This is a genomic window from Actinoplanes sp. NPDC089786 (assembly GCF_040684855.1).
GTDB lineage: Bacteria > Actinomycetota > Actinomycetes > Mycobacteriales > Micromonosporaceae > Actinoplanes.
Map to the genome: position 1 here is coordinate 365,315 of NZ_JBFBGU010000003.1, position 14,342 is coordinate 379,656.

Consider the following 14,342-nt stretch of genomic DNA (forward strand, 5'->3'; position numbering starts at 1 on the left):
GTCTTGTCGGGCGCTGGCCAGCAGATACGGTGAGCACAGCCCTCCGACGGCCCGGGTGGTGGAAAGGCAGACACGGCCGCCTTAAAAGCGGCTGCCCTCACAGGCGTGCGGGTTCGACCCCCGCCCCGGGCACCCTGAGCATCCGCACGGAGATCATCGGCAGTTGGTTGAGGTCCGTTGCGCGCCCCACTGGGGGCACGCAAGGGTTCCGCAACGCCTTCCGAGGCGAGGATCTCGTGCACGGTGGCGCTGAGCATGGTCGCGGTGTCTGCGGTGACGGTGACCCGTAGGTCCAGTTCGCTGGTGCGGTCGTGGTAGCGCAGCTCAAGGTGGAAGGCATCGAACAGGCGTCGCTGTTGCGCTTCCGGTAGTTGGCTGACGGCGAGGCTTGTCTGGGGTATCGCCTCCAGCAGCGCCGGGTCGGTCTCAGGCTGGAGCTGGCCTTGCTCGGTGAGTTCTGCGAGCAGATCGGTCTTCTTGCGCAGGTCGGCGAGGATCGTTCGGAATCGCTCCTGGATTCCGGAACGCCATGCCTGGTCGAAGCTGTCGTCCCCGGACGGCTCGAACTGCTCGAGCTCGGTGATGAGGTTGGTCTGGCGGCGCTGAAGAGCCGCGATCTCCCTGGTGAGTGCGGCAGCGCGTTCGTCGACATCGTTGCGGACCGTGGGTCGGTCTACCGCCGCGGCCAGGAAGCCGGCGCGCGCTTCGCCGAAGATCCGTCTCTCGAAGAACTGATTGACCAGCGGCATGATGTCGTCTTCCCGGACCGTCACGTGCGCCGGGTGGGCGTCGAACCACAGCAGGTGCCGGTGGTGGTCAGGTTTCGGGCTGCACCGGTAGTAGGTCAGCTGACGGACGGTGTGGCCCCACATGCGCCGGTCGCAGGGCGCGTGACGAAGATAGCTCCGGAGCAGGTAGGTCCGTTTCGCCAACGGGTTCGGCGTGGCGTCGGACCGCGAGCCTTGGCGGAATCGGCCGACCGTGCTGGCCGCTTCGAAGATCTCGCGGGTGACCAGGGGCTCGTGGGTCGGCATGGCGGACCACACCCACGCGGACGGCGGGTTGACCTTGCCGCGAATGCCGCGTTCCGGCCGCGGGCGTTTACGGCGGTTCCACACCATGTATCCGGTGTGCTTGGGGTTGTCGAGGACCTCGCGGACGTTGCTCGCCGTCCAGGCGCCGACCCGGTGGCGGCGGCCTTCTCCGATGATCGGGTCTGGTGGTGGGTACCGGTCGGGGTCACGATTGAGGCGGTCGGCTATGGCCTGGTAGCCAATGCGATCCAAGGCCCGTAGGAGAAAGATCCGGGTGACCACCGGCCCGCGGACGGGATCCGGGACGAGGCGGTGCTTGGTTCGGCCCTGCTCGGCCTTGTTCTTGACTGGGTGGCGGGTCTTGACGGCGGCGTAGCCGTACGGGGGCTTGCCGATGTTGAAGCCCTGGTTGGTGTGGGCTTTGGTGCCGCCCCAGGACAGCTCCAGCATGTTCAGCACGTACCACTCGGCGATGGCCTGCTTGATGCGCCGGGTCAGGGTGGGCGTGGCCCGGCGGAACGGTGCGGCGCGTTTGTCGAGTCCCGGAACCGCGGACGGGTCGATGCCCTCGTCGGCGGCCAGCAGAGCGACGCCGGCCTGCTCCAGCTCGTATTCGATCTTCGTGCTGAAGTAGGTGGTCCGCGCGACCCGCTCGATTGACTCGCAGACCACCGCCACGAATCGCCGGTCCGGTCGCTGAGCCTCCGCGAGTAGGTCCGCGATCCCACCGTCGCGAGGGATGGGGATGTCGAACTGCTCGTGTGCCGTGCCGGTGCCTCGGCGTTCGACGCTCTTGCGCCCGGACTCGACGTCGTAGAACTTCGCCACGATGACGAATCCGGGTGGCAGCGCGTTGCGCGAGTTCTCCAGTTGGCGGGGGAGGGAGAGGGTGGGATCCTGCGCGTCGTCAGTCGACGTGCGGCCCATCCACGCGACGGCCACCGCCGCCTGCTGGAGAGTCTCGGGAACGTTCTGGTCGGCAACGATACGAAGCCAGTCCAGCAGCGTCACCTCGTCGCCAGCTTCGATGGGCTGCGATACCTCAGGCGGCTGTGCGGTCAAGTCATCCTCCGTCTGTCTCGTCGGGTGGGTGGTGGGCAAACCACTCGAGCGCGTCCCGGACGGCTGCCCCTTGCCGCTGGATCAGTTCCTCGGCGGCGATTCCGTGAACCACCACGAACGTGATCTTCACGCTGAGCGGATCGGTGCCGGAGTGCTGCGTGGCGCCGGCCTGGGCCGCCGCACCGTAACGTGACTCATCTGCCGGCGGGCTCGGCTTGTCGGCTCTGTCGCCGTGCGACAGGGCGCTGTCGCGTTGATCGGTCGCGGTGTCACGGGTGACACGAAATTTGCGCGGATTCTGACGTCCCGGGCCGCGACCGCTGTCATGGGGTGTCACGGCCGCCGTCCCGGACGTCCGAATTTCACCGGCGTGGAGCGGGCGGTCTGTCGTGGGGTGTCGGCGTCGCTGTCGCGATCTGACGCCGGCGGCTCATGGCCTGCCGCGTGGGTGGAGGTGTCGTGTGCCGTCGCGGACGCCTCTGTCGCGACGGTGCCGCCCAAGGCGGTGCGCCAGAGGATGATCGATGCCGTGTCGTGAGCAGTCATCGGCGTGTTGCCCCGTGCCGACTGGCCGTGTTCGCACTTCACAAAGGCGTCGTTGCGGCCCGGTACGCGGCGTCCGTGGGGCCGTCCCTGGCCAACAGCCACCCAACAGAGCCCCGTTGTTGGGCGGTGCTGGTTCCAGCGGTCACCGGCCAACAGCGCACCGACCTGCGCTGTTGGCCATGTTGGATCACGTGACCATGCCCGACACGGTCAGGTGATCTCCTCGCGGTCCTGTTGGGTCGGTGTTGGGCGGCCCAGCCGCGACGGACGCCGCGTTGGGCACCCAACCGGAGGCATTGGCAGACAGGACATCAACCGCTCGGCGGCCTATGTCCGCGCTCGGGGGATCGCGCCGGCGTCGGCTTGAGCGAGCCGCGTTCGCTCCCGACCGCACCGCTTTCCACCTTGGTGGACGACCAATGCCCGGCCGCGGGGCTGACGTGCAAGTGCGAAAGGCGGCGCAGACCTCCCCGCGCCAGCCGCCGGTTTGAACCGCTGAACGCAACTGCCCGACCGGCGCTGCCGCCGCGGCGCTGGCCCGAAAATTGCGCTGTCAGCCTGAGCCCGGTCTGTTGGCCGGCCCACGTGTCGGCCCGGACCCGGCATCGCCGGGCCGACCCCAGGCCGGCCCTCCACGCCCAACACCGCAGCCAGGAGTTGCTGTGCTAGCTACCCGACCGACCCGACTCTTCCCTATAGGGGAAGTCTCCCGACCGGGGAAGTGACGTCGGCTCGCCCTCGCTGTGGGTGCCGTAGCAGACGCGACAACGGGCGTGCAGAGCATCGTCAGCCCGCCCGTCGCGTCGCGCAGTCGGCCGGAGCAGGCGGGTGCGCATCGAGCCAGCCGAGGATGCGGTCGTGGATCGAGTTGTCGCGGCCGCTGGCGGGATGCCCGTCGCGTCGGTCGTCGATCATGTCGATCGCGCAGGACTCGAGGTAGAGCCGCAGCGATCGGCGATGCACCGACCCTTGTTCGGCCAGCTCGACCTTGCCGGGTGCGCACGGCCATGGCTCACCGCAGGCCAGGCAGTCCCACGTTGGTCGGTCGGGCTGGTGTGGCGTCCTCGGAACGAGCATCAATGGCCGCCGTTCGCGCGGCGCCGTTGAGCCGGTGTGAGTGCTCCGGCTCGGCCGACCTGGTTGTAGGACTGCGTCGGCAGCGCCGACCAACTTGGCGTGCTCGGAGCTCGTGGCATGGTGGTCGCTGCGGGCAGATCGGCGGTGGTCATCGCGCCGCAGTGCGGGCACCACCGGCTTTTGACCTTGAAGCTGATCAGGCCCGCGAGGAACCCCAGCAGGAGTGCACTCGTCGCCGCTACTACCACCACTGGGGTTCACCTCCGCGAGAGAGGTGGTTCCTGGTCGTCGCCATGTCCTGCCTTCCGTGATAGGCGTGGGCACGCCGACCTGCGACGTAATGTCGCGGTGGTCCCGCCGGTCCGCAGGTGTTTGTCGTGGTGCGGCGGGGACCGCGTGCCCGGTCTCGATTCCAGGGTGGCGGTCGGCGTGATGCCGGTGGTCGCCGTGGGCTTCGCTGCTGTTCAGCAGGTGTTTCGGTCACAGCGTGGCGGTCCGGTGACCCGGAAATGAAGGCGACAGGCGTCAGCCGCTGTCAGCCGACGCGGCACGTGACGGAGTACAAACCGGAAGGCGTACGGCTACTGTGCGCGGATGAGCGTTGAGCCGAAACGGGCCAGTGAGTGGACCATCCACGGGGAACGCGTCGTCGACGACACGCGCCGGGCGGTGCTGAGCATCGCGGACGTGGAGCTACCCGACGGCGTCCGCTTCGAGCAGTACGTGCTGCGGATCCCGGCCGCCGCGATGGTCATCGTGCTCGACGACGACGAACGCGTGCTGATGATGTGGCGGCACCGCTTCATCGTGGACCGCTGGGTCTGGGAGCTGCCCGGCGGCTACCTCGACCCGGCCGAGGACTCCATGACCTGCGCCGCCCGCGAGGTCGAGGAGGAGACCGGCTGGCGGCCGCGCAGCATCGAGAAGCTGATCAGCTTCCAGCCGATGGTGGGCACCATCGACCAGGAGAACATGGTCTATCTCGGGCGTGGTGCCGACTTCACCGGCGCGGCCCCGGACATCAACGAAGCCGAACGCCTCGGTTGGATCCCGCTCGGCGAGATCCAGCAGCACATCGACAACGGCACTATCGTCGGAGCCGGCTCCGTCTCCGGGCTGCTCGCCCTACTACTGCGGAAGGCGACCGGCAAACTTTAGGCGCTGGCCAGGACCGGCCGTGCCCGCTCGGCGAACTCCTGCACCGCGGGTAGCCCGACGTGCTTGGAGAGTCGGTTGGCGAGGTCGGTCAGGTAGTCGCGGGCCCGTGAAGAGTGCAGCCCTTCCGCGGCTTCGACCGCGTCGACACCGACACGAGCAGCTTCCTCCAGCTCGCCGTTCTGCGCGTGCGCCACGGCGAGCAGAACGAGGTTGAACTGCCGTCCCCGCGCGTACTGCCGGCCGTCCATGTCCAGCGACCGGGTGGCGAACCGCGCAGCGATATCGCCCCTGCCCAGAGCGGTGAAGCAGTGACCGAACTTGGCCGCCAGGTACGACTCGTCAAAGTAACCGATCCACTGCGGCTCGCTAGTTCGGTCAGCCCTGTCAAAAGTTACTTCGGCTCGGCTCAGCGCCGATGCGCAGGCCTTCTCATTGCCGCCGACGGCGTGGCCCTGGGCCTCGAGAACCGCCGACTCTGCCTCGATCGCGGCGATGCCCGCCTCGGCCGCTGCGCGGCTGGCGGCCTTGGCCAGGTCGACCGCCTCGCCGGAGGCGCGCAGGAACGCGGCCTGATGGCTCATCGCCGCCAGAATCTCGGCTCCTAGCGCCCGGTCACCGGCGCCGGCCGCAAGGCGCAGAGCCTGGATCAGGTATCGCTGGGCCAGACCATGCATCCCAGCGTCGTACGAAGCCCAACCGGCCAACTGGGTCGTCTCGGCAACTGCGGACAGTAACTGACGGCCGGTCGCCGCGTCGTAGCGGCCACTGATCAGCTCGGTGACGTCGGCGTTCAAGAACCGCACCAGGCTGTCGCGGATGTGGCCGCCACCGAACTGGTTGTCCAGTATGCGGTACGTCGATGTCATCCGACGCACGGTCTCTATGTCGGCGGCCCCGATAAGCCGTTCACCGTTCCCGGTTGGACGCTCGTCGAGCGATGACATCAGCCATCGCATCGCCGCAGGCAGGAAGGCTGTCGCGCTGAAGCCCACCTGCCGAAGAAGGTTCCGCCGCTGCATATCGCCTCGCCAAAGATCAACAGCGACATCTATGCCGTGCCGCCAGTCCGGCGCGAACTCTAGCCCGGACGGCATGGACACAACTGCATGTTCGAGAGCGACTGGCCGGGCATCGGTGTCGGCTGACACCTCGGACACCATGGCGGACAGCTGCCCGCCCGCTTCGAGCGCCTGATCCAGCAGAACCGCCACGGAAAGGCTCGGCCGTTTGATCCCCGATTCGAGATCCCACAGATGTCCATGCGAACAATGGATCATCCCGCCCAGCCGCCGCAGCGACAATCCATGCTGCTCACGCAGCTCCTTGAGCTTGCGACCGAAGTCAGGATGGGCAACAACAGTCCGCCGCGGCATCGGCCACCCCCAACGGTAGGTGAATGGCGCCCCAGTAACCGGGCACACCGGACACCATAGCTCTCAGTTGGATGTTCAGAGCCCACACAACCGAGTGGATCAGGCGAGCGTGCCCAGCGGATGCAATCATGACCAGGACCTGCGCAATGACGGAGGGTAGCGGGACCGACTGCCGCCCACATTGCACGTCCCTGGGGCTGCAAGCTGGGCAGTTTCCAACGATCGGTTGATCGGCGTAACCAAAAGCATGGTTCTTGGAAGACGACCATGAATGGGTAGCGTGATCACTATCCGTACCACTACCGTTACCGACTACTAAGGGCCGCGTCAATCACTGTCCACTGTGGTCTCTCATGCATGGCGCCGTGGGTTCGCGTCGCCGCTGGAGAGGGAGGGCTGAGGTGCGGCTGGATTCGCCCCGCTGGGAGGAGATCAACCCCAGCGCATTTGAGTGGGAGAAGGACGGACTGCGTGAGCTGGCCTCCTATCTGCCCGATCAGGAGCCGTTCCACGTCTGGGCGAACGTCGAGTTCACCGGCACCGACGGCTCCCTCAACGAGATCGATGCCCTGGTCCTAACCCGCAGCGCGCTCTACGTGATCGAGCTGAAGCACTGGCAGGGCGAGATCGAGGGTGGCGGTACCCAGTGGGTCCGTCGAATGCCGGGCCGCCGCCTGGAGCCGTGGGACAACCCGCTCATCCTGGCTAACCGGAAGGCGAAGCGGCTGGCCAGCCTGATCCGCTATTACGCGCGCCAGCAGAACAAGGAACACCTGACGCCGTACGTCGGCGCCGCGGTCTTCCTGCACGCCCGCGACATGCGCTCCCGCCTCGACCCGATCGGCGCACAGCACGTCTACGGCCTCGACGGCCATTCCGCATCCGGGCTAACCAGCCTGCGTGAACTGATGATGGAGCGTCCGCGGTCCGGGCATGCGGTCGACGCCCACCGCGGCCGGCAGATCGTCGACCTGGTCCGGGCCGCGAAGATCCGACCCTCGGTCGCCGACCGGAAGATCGGCCAGTTGTTGCTATTCGCCAAGCCGTTCGCCGAGGGTATCGGCTGGCAGGACTTCCTCGCCAAACACGTCATCGACCAGAGCATCACCCGCCGGGTGCGGTTCTATCTGACCAGTCGAGCGGCGGCCGAGGACGTGCCGGTCATCCGGCGGGCCGCCGAGCGCGAGTTCCGGCTGCTGCAGGGCATTCAGCACCCCGGCGTCTCGCAGGCACTCGATCTGGCCGACCATTCCCTCGGCCCGGCAGTGGTCTTCAACCACGAACCCGGGTCATTGCGCCTCGATCAATGGCTGCTGCAACACGACGCGACCATGACCATGGCGCAGCGGTTGCATCTGGTGGGCGATCTGGCGGAGATCATCGCGTACGCGCACAGCCGCCGCCTCGCCCACCGCGCCCTCACCCCGCAGGCCGTCTACGTCCGCGACCCCGACGCCTCCCGCCCGCAACTGCTGGTGACCGAGTGGCAGGCCGGCGGCCGGCTGGCCGGCTCAACCAGGACGGGGCGGCTCAGTTCCACCGACGGCGCCGGGCTGGAGCTGTTCTTCGACGACGACGTGCGCCGCTACCAGGCTCCCGAGGCGGCGCACCGGATCGACGTGCCGGGCATTCCGCTGGACGTGTTCTCACTGGGTGCGATCGCGTACCGGATCTTCACCGGTCGCCCGCCGGCCGAGACACCGGAGGAGCTGATCGCCGCCGTCAGCGAGGGCGGCCTGAAACTGTCCGCCCTGGTCGACGGTGTCCCGGGCAGCCTCGGGATGCTCGTCTACGACGCGACCAGCGGCGACCCCGCCTGCCGGCTCCGCAGCGTGGCGGAGTTCCGGGAGCAGCTGGAACAGGTGTGGGAGGAACTGACCGCGCCCGAGCCCGAGGTGCACATCGACCCGTTGCAGGCCCACAAGGGTGACCTGTTGGAGGGCGGCTGGGTGGTGCAGAGCCGGCTCGGCAGCGGCGCGACCGCCACCGCCCTGCTGGTCACCGGGCAGAACGGCACCGGCAATCGGGAGGTCGTCCTCAAGGTCGCCCGTGACCCGCAGTACGCCGACCGCCTGGACACCGAGGCCACCGTCCTGAAGCGGATGCAACGGCACTGGCAGGTCGCCGCCCTCATCGAAGGCCCGGTCACGATCAGCGGCCACCGCGCGCTGGTGCTGCAGAACGCTGGTGGGCGGACCCTGGCCCAGGATCTGGAGGGTGGCCGGCGGCTCGCGCTCGACCTGCTCGACCGCTACGGCCGGGACCTGCTCGACATCGTCACCTTCCTGGAAGGTGAGGGGATCTGGCACCGGGACATCAAGCCGGCCAACCTGGCCGCCCGGCCCCGGCCCAGCGACAGCCAGCTGCACCTGTGCATCTTCGACTTCTCGCTGGCAGCTACCCCCGCCGACCAGATCACCGCGGGCACCCCGACTTATCTCGACCCGTTCCTCGGCCCGCCCCGCCGGATGCGCTACGACGCCGCCGCCGACCGGTTCTCCGCCGCGGTCACCCTCTTCGAGATGGCCACCGGGATGCTGCCTCGCTGGGGCAATGGCGCGAACCCGGCGACGGTCAAGGACGAGGTGACCCTCGACCCGGCCATGTTCGACCCGGCCGTCGCCGATCGGCTGGTCACCTTCTTCGCCAAGGCACTTGCCCGCGAGGTGCCGGACCGGTTCGACACCGCCGAGCAGATGGCCGACGCCTGGCGCCTCATCTTCTTCGAGATCCCGGAGCTGTCCCAGCACGGTCCGGGCGAGGTGCCGCCCGTGCCGGAACCGCTGTCGCGCGGATCCGGCCTGGAGTCGGTCGGGCTTACCGCACGGGCACTGTCGGCGCTGCACCGGCTCGGTGTCGGCACGGTCGGCGAGCTGCTCGACTACGACCGGTCTGCGCTGCGCCGAGCCTCCGGCGTGCCGGACGCCACCCGTAAGGAGATCGTCGCCAAGGCTCGGGAACTGGCCGCCGAGCTCGGGGCCCCGGCACCCGAGCCGGAAGACGGCGCCCTGCCCTACGGCGTCGAGGCGGTCAGCGCGACGCTGCTGCCCACCACCCGCTCCCGCAATCGTGCGCCGCTGGCCATGCTGCTCGGGCAGGAGTCGACGCCGAACGGCCGCTACCTGCACTGGCTGCCGCAGACCGAGGCGGCCATCGCGATCGGCCAGACCCAGCCGCAGGTCTCCACCCTGATCAGCAAACACGCGAGGACGTGGCTGGAGAATCCCGGTCTCACCCGGGTACGGGACGAGGTCGTCGCCCTGCTCGACGCCCGCGGCCTGGTCATGTCCGCCGAGGAGATCGCCGAAGCGCTGATCGCGTCGCGCGGCTCCTACACGACCGAACCGAAGCGCACCGCGCAGGCGATCGGGCTGGTCCGGGCCGCGGTCGAGGCGGAGCTGCTGCGCGGCGGCGACGCCCGCGTCGCCATCCACCGCTTCCGCGTCTCCGACACGGTACTGGTGGGCCGCGAACCCGAGGACCCGGCGGCCGAGACCACCGCGGCGGACCTTCTCGCGTACGCCGTGCAGCTCGGCCGAGCCGCCGCCGAACTCGCCGCACTGGAGCCGTTGCCCACCCGGCAGCGCGCGGTGGAACGACTGCGCACCATCACCCAGGAGGGTATGCCCGCCCTCAGTGACCAGCGCCTGCTCCAGCTCGCCGCAGCAGCCACCCACGGCGTGGCCGACGTAAACGCGCAGGGCCAGCTCTATCCGGTGGGCATGTCCGCGGAGCGGGCGCTGCGCCTGGCGGTGGGCAGCCTGATCGGCCAGAAGCTCAGCGTGGAAGCCCTGCACGACCGGGTACGCGCCAGGTTCCCGCAAGCGGAACCGCTGCCCGGCCGGCCGGACCTGGACGACCTGCTGCGCGACTGCGACGTGCCGCTGGTGTGGGATCCGGCCACCCAGCGGTACGGGTCCATCGCGGCCAGCGGTCGATACACCAGTACCCGGATGATGAGTAGCGCGACCCCGCTGGCCGGCCCGGCGGCCGTCGCCGAGACCGACGTGAAGCTCGCCGCCACCATCGACAAGCGCGGCTACCTGGCCGTACTGGCGCCGCTACGGCAGCTCGCCGCCGCCCGCCGCACCCTGCTCGACCGGTTCGACCTCATCGAGGTCGACGTGACCGCGCTGCTGATCGACCGGCTCCGCAAGGCGCGGTTCGCCTGGGAGACCATCGTGGCGGCGGACACCGGCGCCCCGACCGACCCGAACTTCCGGGCTCTGCTGCTCATGGTGCAACGCGATGTCGTCCCGGCTCTGGAGGAGTCCCTGGCGGTCGACCGGCCGGTGCTGATCACCGAGGCCGCGCCGCTGGCCCGGTACGGCCAGATGCCGCTGCTGCAACGGCTCGCCGACCCCACCCGGCCGCGTCCCGCCGCCCGGCTGCTTCTGGCCGCAGCCCGCCGCGTCGAGCCGGCCATGTTAGACGGCGAGCAGATCCCCCTTACCTCCCCGGCCGGCCAGTCACTGTGGTTGCCGATCCCGTGGATCGACCGCGTCGCCGAAAGGACCGTCGGATGATCGAGCTCAAGCCGCTCCAGAACCAGGTCAAATCCCTGGTCGGCGACCTGCGCGGGCAGGTCGCAGCGGACGATTACGCGGATCTTCGGGCCTCGCTGGAGGTCGAGCACGAGGCGGCGAAAGAGGCTAGGCGTACGGCGGGGACGTTCGAGACGTGGCTGGAGGACGTACTCGACCAAGCCGCGGTGGCCTGGTTGCTGGGCTGCGTCTTCGTGCGCTTCTGTGAGGACAACGAGCTGATCCCGCGAATCTGGATCGGCGGGCCGACGGAGAAGGCGCCAGCCGATCGGGCGGTGCAGGAGCGCCAGGGCTATCTCGTGGCGCACCCGCTGCACAACGACCGGCATTGGCTGCGCAAGGCGTTCACGTACATGGCGAGCCTCGGCCCGACCGCGAAGATCTTCGACGGGCACAACTCGGTATGGCGCTTCGACATCTCCGGCCCGGTGGCCGAGGAGTTGTCGGACTTCTTCCGGCGCGGCGCCGGGTACGTGTCATTGAGGTCCGAGACCCTAGACACCCGGTTCCTCGGTGACCTCTACCAGAACCTCTCGGCGCACGCCCGAGAGACGTACGCGCTGCTACAGACCCCGGAGTTCGTCGAGGAGTTCATCCTCGAACGGACTTTCGAGCCGGCCTACAAGGAGTTCGGGCTGGCGGGCACGACGGTCATCGATCCGACGTGCGGATCCGGGCACTTCCTACTCGGCGCCTTTAACCGGCTGATCACACGCTGGAAGGAGCGGGAGCCGAACACCGAGGCGAACGTCTTGGTGCAGCGTGCCCTGGATCAGGTCACCGGTGTCGACATCAACCCGTTCGCGGTGGCCATCGCCCGGTTCCGGCTGATGATCGCTGCTCTCAAAGCCTGCGACCAGAAGGACCTGGAGGCCGCACGCGCCTTCAATCTGCGGTTAGCCGTCGGCGATTCCCTGCGGGAATATGGCGAGAAGTCCCGTGACCAGGGTGACATCTTGGACATGATCAAAGGAGGCACCGGCTTCGCCTACGCCACAGAGGACGCTGACCTGGTCGCTGCTTTCGTGAAGCCCGGTCAATACACGGTCGTGGTAGGCAACCCGCCCTACATTACGGTGAAGGACTCCGCGCAGAACGCCACCTACCGCGACATCTACAAGGACGTCTGCCACCGGCAGTACCAGTTGACCGTGCCGTTCGCGCAGCGGTTCTTCCAGTTGGCGCGCCACGGCGACGAATTCGGGCAGGAAGCCGGCTGGGTCGGCCAAATCACCGCCAACGCCTTCATGAAGCGCGAGTTCGGCACAAAGCTCATCAACGACTTCTTCGCCTCTGAGGTCGAACTGCGAGAGGTCATCGACACCTCCGGCGCTTACATTCCCGGCCATGGCACTCCCACCCTTATCCTTGTTGGCCGAGCCAACAGTCAAAAGCGTTCCGAGGTGGTTCGAGCGGCCCTCGGTGTTCGCGGCGAACCTGGCCAGCCGGAAGATCCCACCAAAGGAATCGTCTGGTCGGCCATCGTTGCCCAGATCGATATTGTTGGCTCAAACTCTGATTGGCTGACCGTCTACGATCTACCGCGATCCAGCTTTGCTGCGCACCCATGGAGCCTGGCAGGCGGCGGCTCGTCAGATCTTTTGCAAAAAATTACCTCAGAGCGCCAAAAACTTGGTGATATCGGCCCCGATATCGGCTACACCGGCCAAACCAACGCAGATGCGGCCATGCTGGCGAGCCGCGCGGCGATGACGCGATTCGGCGTCGAAGACGATGTACGCCGACAAGTAGTCATCGGGGAGGCCGTCCGTGATTATGTTATTTCTGATAGCGATCAAGCAATATTCATGTATGACGACAAGGGCTTGCTTCCAATAACCTCCAAGCCTGGTACCGAATTGCGACTATGGCCAACTAGGGCGATTTTGTGGGATAGGCAGACCTTTGCCAAAGTCTCCTATCGGCGCGAGGGCCGGACATGGTGGGAGTGGCATCAGGTTGCACTAAAGAGGTTGAAAACGGCCTTGTCGATTACGTTTGCTTTTGTGGCTACGCATAACCACTTTGTGTTGGATCGAGGCGGGAGGGTCTTCAACCGTTCGGCACCGGTGATCAAGTTGTCGGATGAGGCAACAGAGGACGATCACCTGCGGCTGCTCGGGGTGCTCAACAGCTCGACCGCCTGTTTCTGGCTGAAGCAGGTAAGCCACAACAAGGGTAGCCAAGGCGTCAACGAGGGTTTCAAGAGCCAGGAATGGGAACGGTTCTACGAGTTCACGGGGACGAAACTTCAGGATTTTCCTCTGCCCACGGCGTACCCCCTTGGGTTGGCTACGGAGTTGGATGGGAGCGCGGATCGCCTGGCAGCCCTGAGTCCGGCGGCGGTCGCGAATGACGCCACGCCGACGCGGGAACGGTTGACGCAAGCCCGCGACGGATGGCTGGCGACCCGGGCTCGGATGATCGCGCTTCAGGAGGAGTTGGACTGGGAGGTCTACCGGCTCTACGGGCTGACCGACGAGTCGTTGACCGTCGAGGAACCGCCGGAGATAAAGCTGGGTGAGCGGGCGTTCGAGATCGAATTGGCCCGGAAGATGGCCAACGGCGAGATCGAGACGCAGTGGTTCGCGCGGCACGGTTCCACGCCGATCACCGAGCTGCCGGTGGGCTGGCCAGCGGAGTATCGCGCGATCGTGGAGAAGCGGATCGCGGTCATCGGGTCGGACCGGAACGTCGCGCTGATCGAGCGGCCGGAGTGCAAGCGCCGCTGGTCGACGCCCGGCTGGGAGGCTATGCGGCAGGAGGCGCTGCGGGGCTGGCTGCTCGACCGGCTCGAGGCGCCCGGCCTGTGGGCCGGTGCTCCCAACCCAATGTCGGTGGCGCAGATCGCCGACCGGATGCGGCACGACGACGACTTCCGGTCCGTACTGGATCTGTGGGTGAGCTCGGACCAACACGATCTGACTAAAACGTTGGGCAAGCTGGTCGCCGACGAGCATGTGCCGTACCTGCCGCTGCAGCGTTACAAGCCGGCCGGGCTGCGCAAGCGGATGCAGTGGGAGCGGACCTGGGCGTTGCAGCGCCGCGAGGACGCCGGCGAGACGGTGCGGATCGACGTTCCGCCGAAGTACGGGTCCGGGGACTTCGTGAAGGCGAGCTACTGGCGCAATCGGGGCAAGCTTGACGTACCGAAGGAACGTTTCGTCTCGTACCCGAATGTGGGTCGCGACGGCGACCCGACGCTGCTGCTGGGGTGGGCGGGCTGGGACCACCTGGCGCAGGCCCAGGCGATCGCCGGCGCCTACCTGGAACGCAAGAACGTGGCCGGGTGGGAGCGGGAGCGCCGGGACGGCCTCCTGCCGCTGCTGGCGGGTCTCGTGGAGCTGGAGCCGTGGCTGACGCAGTGGTTCGGCGAGCAGCGGCCGGGCTTCAACGGCTCCCCAGCGCAGTTCTTCACCGGATTCATCGACGGCGAACTGGCCGCCCTCGGCGCCGACCGTTCCGACCTGGACCAGCTTCGTTTCGGGTTCGTCATGTGACGACCGGGAGCCCGGATGCCGGGCATGTGACATCGGACAGTGGGCATG

General features: G+C 67.6%; 7 protein-coding genes, 1 tRNA gene and 1 pseudogene. 5 read left to right on the forward strand and 4 right to left on the reverse strand.

What is annotated here, in order from left to right; translation table 11 throughout:
• The first annotated feature begins 49 nt into the window (after nt 1–49).
• Nucleotides 50–132: transfer RNA gene (locus tag AB0O15_RS15705), tRNA-Leu, on the forward strand.
• 914 nt (nt 133–1,046) lie between these two features.
• On the opposite strand, the pseudogene AB0O15_RS15710 reads toward AB0O15_RS15705, so the two are convergent.
• Nucleotides 1,047–1,316 (reverse strand): annotated as a pseudogene (locus tag AB0O15_RS15710) (recombinase family protein); the annotation flags it as partial.
• Nucleotides 1,317–1,346: 30 nt separating this feature from the next.
• Between AB0O15_RS15710 and AB0O15_RS15715 the strand changes: the two are divergent.
• Complete coding sequence (locus AB0O15_RS15715) at nt 1,347–1,694, forward strand: hypothetical protein (RefSeq protein ID WP_364318774.1); 348 nt, start codon at nt 1,347–1,349, stop codon at nt 1,692–1,694.
• Nucleotides 1,695–2,097: 403 nt separating this feature from the next.
• Here AB0O15_RS15715 and AB0O15_RS15720 read toward each other — a convergent pair whose 3' ends face one another.
• Both AB0O15_RS15720 and AB0O15_RS15725 read right to left on the reverse strand, forming a co-directional pair.
• Nucleotides 2,098–2,433, reverse strand: a complete 336-nt coding sequence (locus tag AB0O15_RS15720; protein ID WP_364318775.1) for a hypothetical protein — start codon at nt 2,431–2,433, stop codon at nt 2,098–2,100.
• 995 nt (nt 2,434–3,428) lie between these two features.
• Entirely contained in the window at nt 3,429–3,605 is a 177-nt protein-coding gene (locus AB0O15_RS15725) for a hypothetical protein (RefSeq protein ID WP_364318777.1), read from the reverse strand.
• Nucleotides 3,606–4,313: 708 nt separating this feature from the next.
• Here AB0O15_RS15725 and AB0O15_RS15730 point away from each other — a divergent pair.
• A complete protein-coding gene (locus tag AB0O15_RS15730) occupies nt 4,314–4,877 on the forward strand; it encodes an NUDIX hydrolase (protein WP_364318779.1) in 564 nt (187 codons plus the stop codon).
• Here the strand turns inward: AB0O15_RS15730 and AB0O15_RS15735 are convergent.
• Nucleotides 4,874–6,250 carry a helix-turn-helix transcriptional regulator gene (locus AB0O15_RS15735; protein WP_364318781.1) on the reverse strand — a complete coding sequence of 459 codons (1,377 nt, stop codon included), beginning with the start codon at nt 6,248–6,250 and terminating at the stop codon, nt 4,874–4,876. The genes AB0O15_RS15730 and AB0O15_RS15735 overlap by 4 nt on opposite strands.
• A gap of 401 nt (nt 6,251–6,651) precedes the next feature.
• Between AB0O15_RS15735 and pglW the strand changes: the two genes are divergently transcribed.
• Both pglW and pglX read left to right on the forward strand, forming a co-directional pair.
• Nucleotides 6,652–10,776, forward strand: a complete 4,125-nt coding sequence (pglW, locus tag AB0O15_RS15740) for a BREX system serine/threonine kinase PglW (RefSeq protein WP_364318782.1) — start codon at nt 6,652–6,654, stop codon at nt 10,774–10,776.
• The gene (gene pglX, locus AB0O15_RS15745) at nt 10,773–14,294 is read left to right on the forward strand and encodes a BREX-2 system adenine-specific DNA-methyltransferase PglX (protein ID WP_364318784.1); all 3,522 of its coding nucleotides are present in this window, start codon (nt 10,773–10,775) and stop codon (nt 14,292–14,294) included. The genes pglW and pglX overlap by 4 nt, the downstream gene beginning before the upstream one ends.
• Nucleotides 14,295–14,342 lie beyond the last annotated feature (48 nt).

Coding starts and splice junctions, on each gene's coding strand:
- AB0O15_RS15730 (WP_364318779.1), top strand. CDS start 4,314: ATGAGCGTTGAGCCGAAACGGGCCAGTGAGTGGACCATCCACGGGGAA.
- AB0O15_RS15735 (WP_364318781.1), bottom strand. CDS start 6,250: ATGCCGCGGCGGACTGTTGTTGCCCATCCTGACTTCGGTCGCAAGCTC.
- pglX (WP_364318784.1), top strand. CDS start 10,773: ATGATCGAGCTCAAGCCGCTCCAGAACCAGGTCAAATCCCTGGTCGGC.